3 protein-coding genes are annotated in these 18,160 nt (G+C 71.9%); all 3 read right to left on the reverse strand.

The features are described from left to right. Positions 1–16,312, reverse strand: a 16,312-nt coding sequence (locus tag D7X99_RS10555; RefSeq protein WP_121777657.1) for an SDR family NAD(P)-dependent oxidoreductase, incomplete at its 3' end; no start/stop codon positions are given. A gap of 279 nt (positions 16,313–16,591) precedes the next feature. Next, positions 16,592–17,335 (reverse strand): DUF5953 family protein, encoded by a 744-nt coding sequence (locus D7X99_RS10560; protein WP_121777658.1) that lies wholly within the window; start codon positions 17,333–17,335, stop codon positions 16,592–16,594. Between the two features lies 1 nt (position 17,336). Next, on the reverse strand, positions 17,337–17,921 hold the full coding sequence (locus D7X99_RS44630) for a DUF6310 domain-containing protein (RefSeq protein WP_346729766.1): 585 nt from the start codon (positions 17,919–17,921) through the stop codon (positions 17,337–17,339). Positions 17,922–18,160: the final 239 nt, after the last annotated feature.

Genomic DNA, 18,160 nt, shown 5'->3' on the forward strand with positions numbered 1-18,160 from the left:
GGGCGGCGGCGATCCGCTGGAGGAGCCAGGGCTGGGCCTGGTTCGCGCGCAGGAAGAAGTGATCCCCCTGCGTCACGTGCAGGTGGAACGCCCCCTGGGTGACCGCGCGCCAGGCCGCGGAGGCCTCGGCGGTGATGCGGTCATCGGCGTCGCCGTGCAGGACGGTGATGGGGAAGGCGAAGGGCGGCTCGGGCTGGTAGCGGTAGCCCTCCATGAGCTTCAGGTCCGCGAGCATCATGGGCAGCAGCGCCCGCGCGAAGTCGGCGTCCCGGCCCGCCATCACCCGCCCCTCGGCCGTGTTCATCGCGATGTCGAGCAGCGGCCCCAGGGGTTCGCGCGTGCCGGGATCCGGCACGCCCTGGAAGCCGGCTTCGCGGAAGCGCCGCTGGAGCCCTTCCAGGAAGGGACCGGGGCAGAGGAAGGGCGCGCTGGCGCCACCCACGAACAGGTGCTCGGGCTGGGGCCGCCCGTGGGCGCGCAGCCGGCTCGCGAGGAGGTACGCGAGCAGCGCGCCCAGGCTGTGCCCGTAGAAGGCGAAGGGCAGGTCGAGGTGGGGCGACAGCGCGGCCTCCAACCGTGGCAGCAGGTCGTCCAGGCGGTGGAGGGGCGGCTCGTGGATGCGGGTCTCGCGTCCCGGGAGCTGCACTGGCCACACCTCGATGTGCTCGGGCAGCCGCGCCCAGTCCAGGTAGAGCGATGCGCCGCCGCCGCCGTAGGGGAAGCAGAACAGGCGCACGCGCGGCCGGGGACGGCGCACCCCGTGGCTGAACCAGGCGTGGGACACCGCGGGCTCCGCCGGGGAGGGCGCGTCCGGCGCGGGCCGCGCGGGGGCGAGGTCCTGCGACAGGGCCTGGGCGAGGCTGTCGATGCTCGGGCCTTCGAGCAGCAGCTCCGCGGGCACCCGCAGCGACAGGGTCTCCTCGATGTCCCGGCGCAAGGAGAGCCCCATGATGGAGTCGAGGCCCAGGTCCCGCAGCGGGACCTGGCGCGTCAGCGCGTCCGGCTCCAACTGGAGGTGATGCGCGGCGCGTGCGGTCAGGAAGGCCACGACCTCCTCTCGCCGGGCGGACAGGTCCCTTCCGTCCAGGGCGCGGGCGCTCGCGGGCGGTGGGGACGGGGGAGCCTCCTGGAGGGCCTTTTCGAGCGCCTCCACCCGCTCGGCGCTCAGCAGCCGCAGCCGGTGTCCCCGGGCCTCGGCGATGAGCTGGTTCACTCCGTCCAGGAGCCGGAAGTGGCCGGTGACGTGCCCGTTCGCGTCGGGAGGCTCGGGGAAGGTGATGTGACACTGGAGCGTGTCGTCCGCCGGGGCGTGGTGGAGCTGGAAGGATTCCCAGCCCACCACCATGAACCTCATGCGCTCGTCCAGGTGGGCGGCGCCCGCCACGGCGAAGAGCTGCGCGCACGCGTCGAGGATGCCGGGGTGGAAGCCCAGGGCGTGCGAGGTCCGCTCCGCGCGGGGCTGCCGCCGGAAGCGGGCCACGGCCTCGCCGTCACGGAAGCTCACCGCGTCCACCCACTTCACGCTCTCCCCCAGGTCGAAGGACAGCTCGGCGAGCCGCCGGTAGAACGTGGCGCCGTCCCAGCGGGTGCCCTGCTCCAGGCGCGGGGGGACGTCCAGGGGCTCCCGCGTGGGCTCCGCGCGCTCCATCACCGCCTGGGCGTGAAGTGTCCACGGGCTCCGCTCGTTCACGCGGCCATGGAGCAGCAGCTTCGCGCGGTCCGCCTCCAGGGGCTCGACTCCCAGGCGCACTTCGCGCTCCTCGCCGGGCTCCACGTGCAGCGCGGCCAGGTAGCGCACGTCCCGCAGCGCGAACGACGTGAGGCCCAGGTGCTGGCGGATGGCGCGGGTCAGCAGCTCCTGCAAGTGGCCGACATGGGCGATGCCATGGTTGTCCGCCAGCTCCGGCAGGCGCGCGTGGCTGATCCGGTACGCGAACTCGCGCTCGCGGCGGGGCGAGTGCAGCGGTGTGCCGTCGAACACGTGCGAGGGGGACTTGTCCGCTCCGGTGGGGGCTGCCTCCACGGGCAGGTCCGGCAGCCAGTAGGGCTTGCGCTGGAACGGGTAGGTCGGCGGTGTGCGCTCCGGACGGGGCCTTGCCTCGGTGAAGGCGCGCCGTGCCGGGCCGAGCCCCCGCGTGTAGAGCTCCGCCACGCACTCCATCAGCGTCCGCCAGGGGGCGTGCTCCGACGTGGCGCGGAGCCAGGGGCGTCCCGTGTCTCCCAGCGCCACGATGATCCGGCGATCGGTGGACGCCAGGCCCGCGAGGGCCGCCTCCCAGTCCCCCGTCGCTTCGACGTGGGCCGCCCACGTGTCGGCGCGGGCCGCCTTCCGGGCATCGATGAGCGCGTCGGCCGTCGTGCGCAGCAGGCGCGAGCGGGGCTCGGCCAGCCGCCCCGGCTCCAGGGTGAAGCCGCCATGCCAACCCAGGTCGCGCAGGAGGCAGCGCAGCGCGTCCCGGAGGTCCATCACACCGGCCTCGCACGCCGCGACATGGAGGCCCCGTCCGTCGGCCAGCAGCGCGTCGGGTGGATAGCCCCAGTGCCCCAGCAGCTTGAGCAGGGCGAACCGGGCGCGGAAGGTGGTGACCTCCGGCGCCTCCATCACGCGGGGATCGCCGCCTGACAGCTCCTGGGCCACGGCGCCGCAGGCGTCGAAGGCCGCCGCGAAGACGGGCTCCACCGGGTAGAGCGCCGCCACGGTGGCGCGGAGGTCCCCCGCGTGGGGAATGGCGATCGCGAGCCGGGGAATGGCGGCCTGTTCGACGACGCCGTGGAGGAGGCCCTCGGCCCTCCCGCCCTCGGCGAGGGCCTGGAGGCCGGCGGCCAGCCCCGCGCCATCGGAGGCCACCACCGCGGCGCGGTGCTCCAGGTGGCTGCGTGAGGAGACGGCGGCGGTGCACGCCGCGCCCACGCCGTGCTCCGGCTCCCGCGACAGGTACTCCCGCCAGGAGCGCGCCAGGGCGCGCAGCGCGGCGTCGTCCCGGGCCGAGAGCGGCAGCAGGTGGACGGGCCGCGGAAGCGAAGCGATGGGGCCGGGCGGAGTGGGGGGCTCGGCCACGATGACGTGGACGTTCGTCCCGGAGAACCCGAACGCGCTCACGCCAGCGGTCCGTCCTTCCCCGTCCCACGGCAGGGTGTCCCACGCGAGCCGGGCGCGCATGCGGTCCAGGCGGATGTGGGGGTTGAGCTGGCGCAGGTGGGGCTGCTTCGGAATGGCCCGGTGCTGGAGGCAGAGCACGGTCTTGATGAGGCCCGCGATGCCCGCGGCGGCCTCCAGGTGCCCCAGGTTGGCCTTCAACGCGCCGACCGTGAAGGGCTCGGCGGCGGCCGGGCGCTGCCCATAGACGGAGCCCAGGGCCTGCATCTCGATGGGATCTCCCAGGGACGTGCCCGTGCCATGGGCCTCCACGTAGGAGATGCGCTCGGGCTCCAGCGCCGCGGACTCCAGGGCCTTGCGCAGGAGCGCCTGCTGGGCGAGCCCGTTGGGCACGGTCAGCCCGCTGCTCGCGCCGTCATGGTTGGCCGCCGAGCCCAGCAGCACGGCCAGCACGGGATCGCCGTCCCGCCGCGCGTCGGACAGGCGCTTGAGCACGAGCATCCCGCCACCCTCGGCGCGGCCGTAGCCGTCCGCCGAGGCGTCGAACGTCTTGCAACGTCCATCCGGCGCCAGGGCGCGCAAGCGGCACAGCGAGACGAACGTGTACGGCGACAGCATGAGGTTGACGCCGCCGGCCAGGGCCACGGTGGACTCGCCCCGGCGCAGGCTGTCGCACGCCAGGTGCACGGCCATGAGCGACGACGAGCACGCCGTGTCCACGGTGAGCGCGGGCCCCTGGAGCCCCAGCCGGTGGGCGATGCGGCCCGAGGCGATGTTGGCCGCCAGGCCCGTGGCGGCGTAGGCGCTGAACTGCCGCGCGGCGCGGGGGAGCAGTCCGTACTCGGCGCTGCCCATGCCCACGAAGACGCCCACGGGGCTGCCCGCGAGGCTGTCGGGCGCGAGCCCCGCGCGCTCGAGGGCTTCCCACGACACCTCCAGCAACAGGCGCTGCTGGGGGTCCATGTCCGCGGCTTCGCGCGGGGAGATGCCGAAGAGCCGCGCGTCGAAGAGCGCGGGCGCCTCCTTCAGGAAGCCCGCCTGTCGCACGTACACGCTTCCGGCGGTGTCGGGATCCGCGTGGAAGAAGGCCTCGGGGTCCCAGCGCTCCCGGGGCACGTCGACGATGGCGTCGCCGCCTTCCAGGAGGAACCGCCACAGGGCCTCGGGACTGTCGCACCCACCGGGGAACCGGCAGGCCATCCCGATGATGGCGATGGGCTCCCGGCCTTCCGGGTGCGATGCCGCGGGACGTGTCCCGGCCACCGGGGCGGGCGCGGGAGGCGCGGCGGCGGGGACGGGAGCGGGCTCGTGCGCCGTGGCCCCGGTCCGGATGCCGAAGCGCTGCGTGATCGTGTCGCGAGCGCCGTGGAACACCACGCGCTGGCAGCCCTCCTGGGCAAGCCCCGCCTCGAACACCGACAGCCCGAGCGCGGTGGGCAGCGGCGTGAGACCGCCGCGGCGCTCCATGAAGCGCAGCGTGCTGGCCTCCACCCGCATGCCGCCTTCGGCCCACAAGGGCCAGTTGAACGACACCGTGCGCCCGTGCCGTTCTCCGCGAGCCCTTCGTGCCTCGCGCTCCTCGGCGAAGGCGTCGAGGAAGGCGTTGGCGAAGGCGTAGTCGCCCTGGCCCACGTTCCCCGTGATGGCGGCCGTGGAGGAGAACAGGGCGAAGAAGTCCAGGGGCAGGTGACGGCTGGCCTCGTCCAGGTGGAGCGTGCCGTGCACCTTGGGGCCGAGCACCGCCGCCCACTGCTCCGGATCCTTGGCCGTGACGAGCGAGTCCCGCGTCACGCCCGCGGCGTGGATGATGCCGTGCAACGTCCCCAGTCGCTCGCACGCCTCGCGGACCCCGCGCGCGGCCGAGTCCCGGTCGCTGACGTCCGCGCGCAGGTAGATCACCTCCGCGCCCGCCGCGCGCAGCGCCTCCAGCCGGAGGCGGCGGACCTCGTCGAGCTCACCTCGTCCCGTCAGCGCGACGCGCGCCCGGACGGTGCGCACCAGGTGCTCGGCCAGCAGCAGGCCCAGTCCGCCCGCTCCACCGGTGATGAGGTAGGCCCCGCCCTGTCGCAGCGGTGACGGACGAGGCGTCCCGGGCGGCAGCTCCACCAGCTCGCGCACCTGCCGTCGGGCCGCCACGTACCGGGCCTCGACGTCGTCGTGCTCGCTGTTGGCCAGCGCCAGACGCGCCACGTCGGACGGCGCGCACGCCTCCGGCTCCAGGGCCAGGGTCTGGAAGCCAAGCCGCGGCGCTTCCAGTCCGAGCGCGCGACAGAATCCACCCAGGGCGGCGTGGGCGGGATGGCGCACCCCGTCCACCGTGGAGTGCACGTAGCCCAGGCGCATCGCGCCGTCGGCCGAGTGCGCGAGCATCCCCTTCGCGAGCCCCAGCAGGTGGGTGAACCCGAGGGTGGGATCCATCCCGAACGCCTCGTCGAGCGCCCCGAGATGGAAGACGTGGCTGGGCTGGAGTCCCCGAGCGTCCAGCCAGGCGAGGAGCTCCCGCGCCTGTCGCGCGTCGGCGGGGTCGAACTCGGGCTCCGCGCCGGTTCCAGCGAAGCGTTGACCCAGGCGCGCTCCCACCACCGGCACATCGAGTCCCCGTGAGTGCAGGCATTCGCGGAAGGCCCTGACGTGCGCCTCGCTTCCCCCCACGAGCAGGATGCCGCGAGGCGCGGATCCACGCGTCGCCGGGGAGGAGGCGTCACGCCATTCCTGACGGGCGAACACCCCTTCCGCCGGGACCTCGGCGCGGGGTTCGGCCGGTGCCTCGGTCCCGGTGGGGATCCGTTCGAGGAGGAAGTCCGCGAGGGACCTCAGCGTCGGGTGATCGAACGCGAGCGTCGGATGGAGGTCGAGCCCGAGCTCGCCCTCCAGTTGCTCCACGAGCTGGGTGGCCTGCACCGACTCCATCCCCAGGTCGAAGAAGCCTTCGTCCGGCGACGGCTGGGTGGAAGGGGCATAGGCCAGGACGCGGGCCACCACTTCGCCGAGCAGGTGGATCAGGAGCGCGTGCCGCTCGGCCTGGGGGGCGTCGCGCAGCTGCTCCCGCATCGTCAGGCGCTGTTGGGGCTCGGGCGAGGTCTCGATCCAATGGCGCTCCCCGGCGAACGGATAGGTGGGGAGCCGCAGCCTGCGCGGCGGATGAGCCCGGTGCAGGGCCCGCCAGGGCCAGGGCGTGCCCTCGGCCCAGGTGCGCGCGAGGGTGGCGTGCTCGCCCCGGGTGACGAGCGCCAGCAGCTCGGCTTCGGTGGGCGCGGCGCCCGCCACGTGCGATGGCGAGAGGCTGGCGGTGAAGAGGCCCTGGGCCTGGAGCGCCACCGGGTCCTCGGCGTGCGTCACATAGGAGCGCAGCCGTTCGCGGGCCGTGGCCAGGTCCGGGGCCACGAAGGCGAGCCGGGCGGACATCGCCTCCCGTCCCTCTTGCAGCGTGAACGCCAGCGCCTCGAACTCGCTCGTGCCCCAGTCCCGCCGGGCATCGAGGAGGTCGAGCAGCCGGCGCGCCTGGACGCGCAGCCGCTCGGAGGTGCGGGCGGACAGCACCAGGACGTGGGGCCGCGCGGGGAGCGGACTGCTCCGGGGGGCGGGCGCCTCCCAGGATTCGACGACGAGGTGCACGTTGACGCCGCCCGCGCCGAAGCTGCTGATGCCAGCGCGCAGGGGCTCTCCGGGCCGCGCCTGCCATGGCGCGGCCTCGCGCTGGACGTGGAAGGGCGTGCTCGCGAAGTCGATGTGCGGGTTGAGCTGTCCACCATGGATGAGGGTGGGCGCCAGCCGCCGGTGCTTCATCTGCAGGAGGACCTTGTGGAGCTGGGCGATGCCCGCGGCCGACTCCAGGTGTCCGATGCTGGCCTTGACCGAGCCGATGGCGCAGAAGCCCCGGTCCGGGGTGTGGCTCCGGAACGCGTCCGTCAGTCCGGTGACCTCGATGGGGTCGCCCAGGCTGGTGCCCGTCCCGTGCGCCTCCACGTAGCTGAGCGTCCGGGCGTCCACCCCGGCGCGTCGCAGGGCCGTGGAGATGACCTCCGTCTGCGCCACGGGGTTGGGCACCGTGTAGCCGTGGGTCTTCCCGTCGTGGTTGTGCGCGCTGCCCTTGATGACCGCGTGGATGGTGTCTCCATCGCGCAGGGCCATGGCCAGGGGCTTGAGCAGCACGGCCCCCACGCCCTCGCCGGGGACGTACCCATCGCCCCCCGCGGCGAAGCTGCGGCAGCGGCCGTCGCTCGACGCGAAGCGGTTGGCGCAGAGCATCACGTACTTGCTCGGGTGCAGCGACAGGTTCACGCCGCCCGCGATGGCCACCTCACACGCGCCGGAGCGCAGGCTCTCGCAGGCGAGGTGGATGGCGTTGAGCGACGACGAGCAGGCGGTGTCGATGGTGAGGCTCGGGCCGCTCAGGTTGAGCGCGTAGGAGACCCGGTTGGCGATGGAGAAGCTCTGGGTGCTGAACGGGATGCGGTTGCCCCGCGACCACTCCTGCGCTCCGAAGAGGGCGTATTCGTTGTAGGTGACGCCGACGAACACGCCCACCGGAGCGCGTTGATCTCCCGCGTCCGCCTTCGCCAGCCCCGCGCGGGTGTAGCCCGCGTCCTCCATGCAGGACCATGCGGTCTCCAGGAACAGGCGCTCCTGCGGGTCCATGAAGCGAGCGATCAGCGGCGAGATCTGGAAGAAGGTCGCGTCGAAGCGATCCACCCGCTTCAGGAATCCGCCCCACTTCGCGTAGAGGGACCCCGGCTCGCGGCGCGTGGCATCGAACAGGGGGCGGTAGTCCCAACGCTCCGTTGGGATCTCCTCGATGCAGTCCCGGCCCGTCTCCAGGTTGTGCCAGTACTGCTCCAGGTCCTCCGCCTGGGGATAACGGCCGCTCATCCCGATGATGGCGATGTCCCCGGTGGCGTCACCGTTCCCCGGTGCGGGCACGGCGGGTTGCGGCGGTGCCAGCGCGGCGGGGAGCGAGGCCGGGCGAGTGAGCCGCTGGACCCGCGCGCCGTGCTCCTGGCCCAGGTAGGCCGCCAGGTCCGCGAGGTTCTTGTACTTGAAGAACAGGGTGATCGGGAGCTTGCCGAAGGCTGCCTCCAGCTTCTGGTGGAGCTCGGCGATGAGGATGGAGTTCATCCCGTAGCTCTCGAAGTCGGCCGTGGGGCTCACGCTGGCTGGATCGAGCCGCGCCGTGGCCGCGAGCTCCCGGGTCAGGAAGTGGAGCACGTCGCGCCAGGGCTCGGTGGCCTCCACCGGCGCCTCCTCCGCGGTGGGCACTGGCGCCGTGCTCGCCACGGACAGCCGATCCGCCGGACTCGTGAGCAGCCAGTGCCTCGTCCGCGCGAAGGGAGTGCCCGGCAGGGACACGCGCCGCGGCGGGAGCGGATGGAGCCGCGAGAGATCCGACGTGGTCCCGCTCACCCAAAGGCGGGCGAGCCGGTCGAGTTCACCTCCGGAGATCAACGCGTCCAGGAAGGCCGCGCCCGCGGCACCGCCCAGGAGCGCTTCGTTCGCGCGTGCCCCACCCGCGTTGCCGGCGTGCACGTGCTCGGCGGATCCCTGTTGGAGCCAGCCGTCGAGCCGCGCGGCGAGTTCATCCAGATCGCGCACCACGATGGCCAGTCGCTCATCAAAGACCTCGCGTCCCACGGTGAGCGTGTAGGCCAGATCTTCCAGGCGCGGCGGCTCCGGAGCGCGCAGGGCCTCGCGCAGCCGCTCGGCGCTGGTCCGCAACAGGGCGGGGTCGCGAGCGGAGAGCACCACCAGCTGGGGCCGAGGGGAGGCCCCGGCCGGCCGGGGCGCCTGTCGGTATTCCTCCAGGACGACATGCGCGTTGGTGCCACCGAAGCCGAAGGAGCTCACGCCCGCGCGCCGGGGCCCTTCGAGTCCTTCCCTGTCGACCGGGGCGGGCCACGGGCGGGTGCGCGCGTTGACGTAGAACGGGCCGCCTTCCAGCCGCAGCTGTGGATTGGGCGTCTGGAAGTGGAGGCTGGCGGGGAGGGTGCGGTGGCGCAGCGCGAGCACCACCTTGAGGACCCCCGCGATGCCCGCGGCCGTCTCCAGGTGTCCGATGTTCGTCTTCACCGAGCCGAGCGCGCAGTGGGGCTGGGACGGGAGGGGCCGCTGCCAGCGCGCGGAGAGCCGCTCGAAGGCCATGCGCAGGCCGGCGATCTCGATGGGGTCCCCCAGCGAGGTGCCCGTCCCGTGCGCTTCGATGTAGCCCACGGTCGCCGGGTCCACCCGGGCATCCTCGTAGGCGGCCACGAGCAGTTCGGCCTGGGACTTGGGGTTGGGGGCCGTCAGCGCCTGGGCACGGCCGCCGTGGTTGATGGCCGTGCCACGGATGACCGCGTGAATGGTGTCCCCGTCGGCCTCGGCGCGCGACAGCGGCTTGAGCAGGAGGGTGCCCAGGCCCTCGCCCCGGACGTAGCCGTTGGCCGAGGCGTCGAACGTCTTGCAGCGTCCGTCCTCGCTCAGCATGCCCGCGCGGCTGAACGCGAAGTACAGGTGCGGACTGAGCAGCAGGTTGACGCCGCCGACGAGCGCCAGCGTGCACTGGCCCGAGCGCAGCGCCTGGACCGCGTGGTGGATGGCGACCAGCGAGCTGGAGCAGGCGGTCTCCACCGGAAGGCTGGGGCCATGCAGATCGAGCAGGAAGGAGAGCCGGTTGGGCAGCACCGAGTGCGCCTTGCCCGTGGCGGTGTGCGCGTCCGCGGCGATGCCGGAGTCCCTCAGCAGATCGTGGTAGTCGGTCGTGCCGATCCCCACGAACACCCCGGTCTGGCTGCCCGCGAGGGAGGAAGGCCGGTAGCCGGCGTCCTCCAGGGTGTTCCACGCCAGCTGGAGGAACAGGCGGTGCTGGGGGTCCATCAGCGCCGCCTCGCGGGGCGTGATGCGGAAGAAGGCCGCGTCGAAGTGCTCCACCCCGTCGACGAAGCTGCCCCACCTGACATGGGTGCGGTTCGGCTCCGTCAGCGGGTCGCCTTCGAACGCGCGCCAGTCCCACCGCGTGGGAGGAATCTCCTCGATGAGATCCCGGCCCTGCTCGAGGTTCCGCCAGAAGGTGTCCAGGTCGGGGGATTGGGCGAAGAGGCCGCCCATGCCGATGATCGCGATGGGCTCCGGCGAGTCGTGCACGCCGCCCGAGGGGGCGATGCGCGCCGGGGGCCGCGGCCCGGGCTGCTCTGGTGCGGAGGCCACCTCCGCCGGGGCCGGGGTGGCCGCTGGCGGCTGCGCATCCGGAAACCGTGCGCCCAGGGCCTCGCGCTGCGTGGCGAGCAGATGTCCGACGAGCGCGCCCAGCCGGTCGTGCTCGAAGAGCATCGCGGCCGTGAGGTCCACGCCCAGCTGCTCACGCAGCCGGTTGGCGAGCTGGGTCATGGAGATGGAGTCGAAGCCGAAGTCGCGCAGGTCCGTGTCCGGATCCACGTCCGCCACGTCCATCTTGAGGATCGACGCCGCGGTCTCCACGACCCGGGCCTGCACCCGTTCGCGCAGGTGTCCGTCCTGGGCCACGGCGCGGAGTTCGGGCCTCGTCGTGGGCGGCGGCGCGGGCGCGGGCGGCGGCTCGGGCGGGCAGGGCGTCGCCACCGGGGTGAGCGTCTGGCAGAGGGCGCGCACGGAGGCCTGTTCCGCCAGCCGGCGTGCGCTCAGCGTGCGGCCCAGGCGCTCACCCAGCCGGGCGCTCAGCACCGCGAGCGTGGTGGGATCGAAGCCGTGATCCTCGAGGCTCGCGTCCGGATCCACGTCCGCCCGGTCCACGCGGAGCACCTCCGCGATCGTCGAGAGGACCGCGTCCATGTCAGCGGGCACGGACACGGAGCCGGAGGGCGGTGGAGCTGGAGCGGCCTCGGAGGCCTGGATCACCGCGAAGGCCTTGTCGATCTCCGCGAGGTCGCCTTCCACGACGGCCATCACGGGCTCGGTGGCGTTCAACGCCCGCACGAAGAAGTCCAGCCCCGCCTGCGTGCTCAGCGGCTTCATGCCGAGCGTCCGCAGCAGGTGCTGTTCGACGTGCGCGTCCACGCGCATCCCACCCTCGCGCCACAGCGGCCAGGCGATGGAGAGCGAGCGTCCGTGGCGCTGGCCCTGGACGACCTGGGCCGCGCGCCTTCGCGCCAACTGGTCGAGGCAGCGGTTGGCGAACGCGTAGTCGCACTGCCCCACGTTGCCGATGACGCCCGCCAGCGAGGAGAACAGGACGAAGAAGTCGAGCGGCAACCGCCGCGTGGCGCGATCGAGGTGGATGGCGCCATCGACCTTGGGGCGGAGGACCTCCGTCACGTCCTCCGGGCGCTTCTGCGCGACCATGCCATCGCGCAACACGCCGGCGGAGTGGATGACGCCGTGGAGCGCGCCGAAGCGGCGCACGGCTTCGTTCACGAGCGCTTCCACGTCGTCCCCGCGGGCCACGTCCGCCCGCACGTACACGGCCTCTGCTCCCTGGGCCGCGAGCGCCTGGAGCTGTTCGCGCACGGCCGCGTCCTCCGGCGCGCGTCCGGCCAGCACCAGCCGCGCCTGGAATCGCTGGGCCAGGAACCGCGCGAAGAGCAGGCCCAGCCCGCCGCGGCCACCGGTGATGAGGTAGACGCCGCGGTGTCTCAGCAGGGGCGTGGCGTCTGGCTCGGGCAGCGAGAGCCGTCGCAGGCGGAGGCGGGCGCGGCCTGTCGCGTCCAGACGGACCAGATCATCCGGAGCGTCGGACCGGGAGAGCTCCTGGAGCAACAGCTCCGCGGCCGGGCGCGCGACTCCATCCCCGAGCCGCACCGCGCGGTAGCGCAGGGCTCCGTGCTCGCGGTTGATCGTCTTGCAGAACCCCGACAGCGCGGCATGCGGTGAAGAGGTCTCGTCGCCGGCCTCCACGCACAGCAGCTGGAGCGGGGGCACGGGCCGGGCCTGGAGCCACGCCTGGGTGAAGCTGATCAGCGAGTGGAGCCCCAGCTCCAGCACCTGCTCCAGGGACGGCTGCTCCGCGCCAGGGACGTGCTGCCCCGTCCAGGCATGGATCGCGGCCGAGGGGACGCGGCCCTCCTGTCGCAGGGCCTGAAGCAGCCGTGCGGCGTCCTCGGTGCGCGCGGGCGCGATCTCGTAGACGTCGTCGCCGAGCGAGCGGAAGCCCGTCCCCGGCCGCACGAGGATCACGGGCCGTTGGGTCCCGCCGCGAAGCGCATCGCGCAGGAGGGTGTCCCGGTCGAAGAGCAGCAGGGCCCCGGTCGACTCGGTGGACGTGCGTTCCAGCGGTTCGGGGACCCAGGCCTCGCCCAGGACGCGGGTGGTCTCGCGCGCCGGTCCGCGAACCTCCCGGATCGCGAAGTCCTCCAGTCGCACGAGCAACGCCCCTGCCGCGTCGAGCAGACGGAGGTCGAAGGTCTCCACGTCCTTGCGCCGCGCCTTGCGGGCGACGTGGACGAAGCACTCCGGCGGAAGGGGACGGTGCAGGTGCACCGCCGCCAGGGAGAACGGAAGCCAGGTCCGCTCGGAGGACGCGGCGCCGCCCTCGGGCTCCCGCGCCAGGAGCCCGATGACGGCTTGCAGGGCGCCGTCCAGCAGGCCGGGGGGGAGGGTGACGTCCGCCGGCGCGGGGTGCGACCCGGGCAGGCGCAACGCGGCGAGCGCCTCGTCCCGTCCCACGTGGAGCGTGCGGATGGGGCGCAGGGATTCGCCGTACTCCAGCCCCCGCGCGGCGAGGAGGCGGTAGGCGTCCTCCGCGGACAGCAGGTGCGGGCACCGCGCCTGGATGTCACCGGGGGCCTGGAGCGGCTCCACCTGGCGCGGTTGCTCTCCCTGCGACAACCGGCCCTGGGCATGCAGCAGCCCGTTCGCTCCAACGAGGCGGAAGCCCAGGTGCTCGCCCTCGACCTGGAGTTCGAGGGACACGTCGAGGGTCGCGCTGTCTTGCGAGGGCACCCCGGGGCTCGCCCAGGTGATGTCGCGGAGGGCGTGGACGGTCGCGGCTCCCGCCAGCCGCGCCGCGGCGAGGGCCATCTCCAGGCACACCACTCCCGGGAGCACCGGCTGGCCGCGGACGCGGTGGTCGGCGATCAGGGGCTCCGTCGCGGAGAACGCGGTGGTGAAGCGCACGCACGAGAACGTGGAGGTGTTGCGTCCCAGCACCGGGTGCAGCCGCGGTGCGGCGCCACCGGAGGGGCTCCCATGCTCCGCCTCCGTCCGGGGCAGCCAGTACGAGCGCCGGGCGAAGGGGTAGGTGGGCAGCGGGTGACGCCGGGGGGGACCCTCGGGATACAGCGTGGACCAGTCCACGTCCTGCCCCTCCACCCAACGCGCCGCGAGCTCGCGCAGCGCCGGGGCCTCCGTCCCGCGCGCGGACAGGGCGCGGGTGGCCTGTCCGGCGCGGCCCGTTCCCTGGAAGCTGTCCTCCGGAGGGGACGAGCCCTCCAGGTAGCGCCGCAGCTGCCCGCGCAACGCCTCCAGGCTCGAAGCGACGAACGCCAGCCGCGCCGCCATGGGCTCGCCGCGGATCTGCGACGAGTAGGCGATCTGACTCAGGCTGGCCCGGGGCGCCGTGCCTCCGGAGGCGGCCTGCCGTTCGACGAAGCGCAGGAGCCGCTCGGCGTAGGGGCGGAGCCGGTCTTCCTTGTGCGCGGACAGGACGACCAGGCAGGGCCGTTCAGTCGCCGGGAGCGCGGCCCGGGGCGCCACGTACTCCTCGAGGATGACGTGGGCATTGGCACCGCCCGCGCCAAAGGAGCTCAGCCCCGCGCGTCTGGGGGCGGGCTGTCCCGCGCGGGTCGTGGGCTCCGGCCAGTCGCGCAGCTCCTGTTGGACGCGGAAGGGCGTGGCCGCGAAGTCGATGAAGGGGTTGAGCCGCCGCGCGTGCAGGGACGGGACGAGCTTGCGATGGCGCAGCTGGAGCAGCACCTTGGTGATGCCGGCGACGCCCGCGGCGGCCTCCAGGTGACCGACGTTCGACTTCACGGACCCGATGGCGCAGCTCCACCCCGGCGCGGTCCTGCCCCGGAAGGCCTTGCCCAGGCCGGAGATCTCGATGGGGTCTCCCAGGCTCGTGCCCGTGCCGTGCGCTTCGATGTAGCCGATCGTGTCGGGCTCGACGCCCGAGCGCTCCAGCGCCTCGGAGATGAGCGTGGCGTGGACGTCGGGATCCGGGACGGTGTAGCCGTTGGCGCGGCCGCCGTGGTTGAGCGCGGTCGTGCGGATGACGCCGTGGATGAAGTCCCCGTCGGCCTCCGCGCGCGACAGGGGCTTGAGCAGGACCGCGCCCACGCCTTCGCCCGGGACGTAGCCGCTGCCCCCTTCGCCGAACGCGCGGCACCGGCCGTCACCGGAGAGCATGCGGTGCTCGCTCAGGAACACGTACTTGCTCGGGTGCAGCATGAGGTTGACGCCGCCGACCAGCGCCTGTTCGCACTCGCCGCGCAGCAGGCTCTCGCGGGCCAGGTGCAGCGCGGTCAGCGACGACGAGCACATCGTGTCCAGGGCCAGGCTGGGGCCGCGGAAGTCGAAGAAGTAGGAGACGCGGTTCGCGATGGACGCGGCGAACGAGGAGGGCGCGACGGGGTGCCCCTGGAGGGTCTCCTCCAGGCCCAGCAGCGCGTACTGCCCCCACATCACGCCGACGAACACGCCCACGCGCCGGCCCCGGAGGGCCCGGCCCGGCTGGCCCGCGTCCTCCAGCGCCTGCCAGGCCGTCTCCAGGAACAGCCGCTCCTGGGGGTCCATGAGCTCGACCTCGCGCGGCGACAGGTTGAACAGGCGCGCGTCGAACTGATCAATGTCCTGGAGGAATCCGCCCCACTTGCCCTGGGTGGTTCCCGGGCGGCTGCCGGTGGGATCGAACCAGCGGTCGTGATTCCAGCGCTCCTTGGGAACTTCGGTGATGCAGTCCTGCCCGGCCTGGAGGTTCTCCCAGAACGCGTCCAGGTCCCCTGACCGCGGATAGCGCCCCGCGATCCCGATGATGGCGATGGGTTCGTCCAGGCGCGGGAGCGGCGAAGGCGCCGCGGGCGCGGGGACGTCCTGCGGCGTGGGCGCGGACACTCCCGCGCTTCGTGGAGGGGCCTGCCGGAGGACGAGCCCCGCCACGCCCTGGGCATGGTTCCGTTCGAGGTAGGCCGCCAGCTCGCGCAGGGTGCTGTGCTCGAAGAGCAGCGTCGGGTAGAGCTTGCACTCGAGGTCCTGCTCCAGCCGCCGCACGACCCGCAGCAGGTGGGTCGAATCCAGCCCTTGGGAGTAGAAGTTCTCCGCGTCGTCGAGCGTCTCGGGCGCCACCGACAATTCGGAGGCGAGCAGGCCGCGCAGGGAGTCCAGGACGGAAGAGGGGCTCGCCCCTGTCGTGGGGGCCGCCGGCGCGGCTTGAGGCTCCGGGGCCCGCGCAGCGCCTTCGGGTCGTCGCAGGCGGGAGATGAGGGCTTCGGAGCGGATGCGCTTGGTGGACAGCTTGCGGAGGGACGCGAGCCGGTGCCCGTCCGGCGAGTAGAAGTCGATGACGCTGTGGAAGAGGTCGTCGGCCACCAGTCCGGTGCTGGCCTCGCGCACGTGGACGAACACGCGTTCGCCCAGGGCGCGCACGGCGCGGAACGACTCGATGTGGATGGGGATGAACGGCTGGAGGGCCAGCTCCGGCCGCTGTTGCATGAAGAGGAACGGCAGGAGCGTGGAGCTGTCCAGGAGGACGGGGTGGATGAGGAAGTCCTCCAGGTGCTCCCGGGCGGGCGGGCTCAACTGGAGCGCCGCCAGCACGCCGCCGTCGTGGAAGTAGAGCCGTCCCTGGCCCTTCATGAACTCCAGGTGCTCGATGGCCGCGCCGCGCGCGTACACGTAGGCGTCGTCCACGTCCGCGGTGCGAGTGGCCTGCTTCATCAAGGCCTCCACGTCGAGCCGGCCCTCGAAGGGCTCCTGGGTGACGTGGACCTCGCAGCGGAAGTTCTCGACGGCGCCCGCCGCGCTCCCGCCGCCAGCGGGGAGGGGGCTGCTCTCCGCGACCACCCGCCAGTGACGGGCGTCCGCGTCCTGGGGCTCGAAGCGCAGGCGCACGCGCCGGTCGAACTGCTCCGTGGTGGCGATGGGTTCGCTGAACAGGACGTTGCGAAGCTCGACCGCCGGGATGTCGAAGCCGCGGGCCTTCAGGGCTCGGAGCACCAGGTCCAGGAAGACGACTCCCGGCAGGATGCGGACCCCGTGGACCCGGTGATCCCGGACCAGCGGATCTTCATGGCTGATCGTGGTGCTGCACTCGAACGCGTGTCGCAAGTCGGGCACGGTGATTTATCCTGGAGACCGTGCAACATAACTCAGCGTGTTGTTTTATTGGGGCGAAATATTTTAATATGTGTGGATCGGACGCGGATTTCGAGAAATGCTTGAGCCGTGAGAAACATTCGGCGGGAGACGGGATGCATTTGTCACAATAGTTGACTGCTGCGCTTGTTTTCATAGAGCCGACGCCGTGAGGTTTCACGGGGCATCCAGCCTGGAGCGCGAGGCAGGCGGACGCGCCCGGCGGGATGTGAAGGGTCGTGCGGCGGAGCAGGGGTGTGCTCAGCGTCCGCCGATCTCCGGGAAGCGCTCGTAGGCTCGCAGGAGCGCCGCCAGATGGTCTGGTTTGTCGAGATCGAGGGGCGCGTCAGTGAGTCGCACAATCCACCCATTTGTCGCTGTTTGTCGTGCACGCGAGAGCAGTTCCGCGTCGAGCGAAGGGTCCGGAAATCCGAGCGCTTGCGCGGAAGCCGCCGACCAATAGTTCAGCCATCCAAGGTGCGGCGGAACCGCAGGAGAGGAGAGCACACCCGGTGCCATGAGAATGGGGAGTCCTCGCGGTGGTGACGGTGGCCCATCCAATGTGGGCGCTGTCTGCTCTGCGATTTCCGCCGCAGCCGTGAAAGGCGTCAGGCCTCCCCACCATGCAGCGACTGCCTCCGCGATGGCCGCCAATACTACTTCTGCCTGTGTAATCACAGATGCATTCAGTGGCAGCCTCATGTGGATTTCAAGCTGAGGGTTGCCACCTGGGCGATCCGGATTTTCTAGCCCATAGAGTGTCACAAGAGCCTGGTCGTCATCGTTACAGAGGAACGGAAGCCCGCCGTCCGTTGTGTTGGCCACTACCCACTCATCGCGGTGAGCCAGCACAATGAGGTCATCTCGTTCCGAAGTCGTCCATCCCAGCCGCAGACCTGAAAGGGCACGCTCCACGCCATGAACAATGCCGAGTGGACGCTTGTCTGCGTGGGTCAGCGCAGGCGCGTAGACAAGGAGGCTCAAGTAGTCCTGTGTGGAGACCATCTCAACACCAGTCCATGAGAACAACGTTGAGGGTCCGGTCGGCTCGGAGCAACGCTTGTTTGTGGGCCTTGCTGCGCACTCCGATGATGAAGTCGTATCCGCAGGCCCTGGCCAGTGCTTTCTCTCGTCGCAGTTCAGGGAGCTTCATCTTCACGAAGAAGTCCTGCGATCTGGGCGATTGCTTCTCGAAGTCGTCTGTTTTGACTTCCCACAGCGTACGTATGGCTGGCACCAGGGCATCGAAGTACTTCCCGTTGACAAGCACATTCAGGCCCGAGAATGCATTGCCTGGAACGCCGTCGGCGCACTCGTTGTGTGGTTCGTTCCCTCCACGGGGTGGGCCCGGAATAGGCTTGCATTCCGGACGGCGCTCGTAATCCAGTGAATCTGGCGGTGCCGGGGGAAACACGTCCTGCGCTGACGGTTCGGGCTTGGGTTTTCGGTGTGCTATTGCTGCTGGCAGAACGGGCTTGGTCGAGGTCACGACTTCCTCTTGAGGCCAGGTCCCCTTCATCTCGTAGTCGGCGAGCGCTTCCTTGATGGCGACTGCTACCACCAGCACGCCAATGACGATGACGGCGCCCACTGCGATTTCCGGCGCTGTCAGGACACAGAATCCGATTCCAATCGCAGCCGCGCCTGCCGAGGCGACCGCGCACCTTCCGAGGGGTCGTTGAATTGGATCCGGTCGTGGTCGAGTGCTTGAAAGCACCTCTCAACAAGGACAGACCACGGTTGGGCCGCCTCTCGGACAGCACAATGGCCCTCATCCGTCCAAGGTAACGCCGCGGCCCGCTGGAGGTTGGTGCGCCTCAGGGGGCGGGA

This window comes from Corallococcus sp. AB032C, from assembly GCF_003668935.1.
Taxonomy (GTDB): Bacteria; Myxococcota; Myxococcia; order Myxococcales; family Myxococcaceae; genus Corallococcus; species Corallococcus exiguus.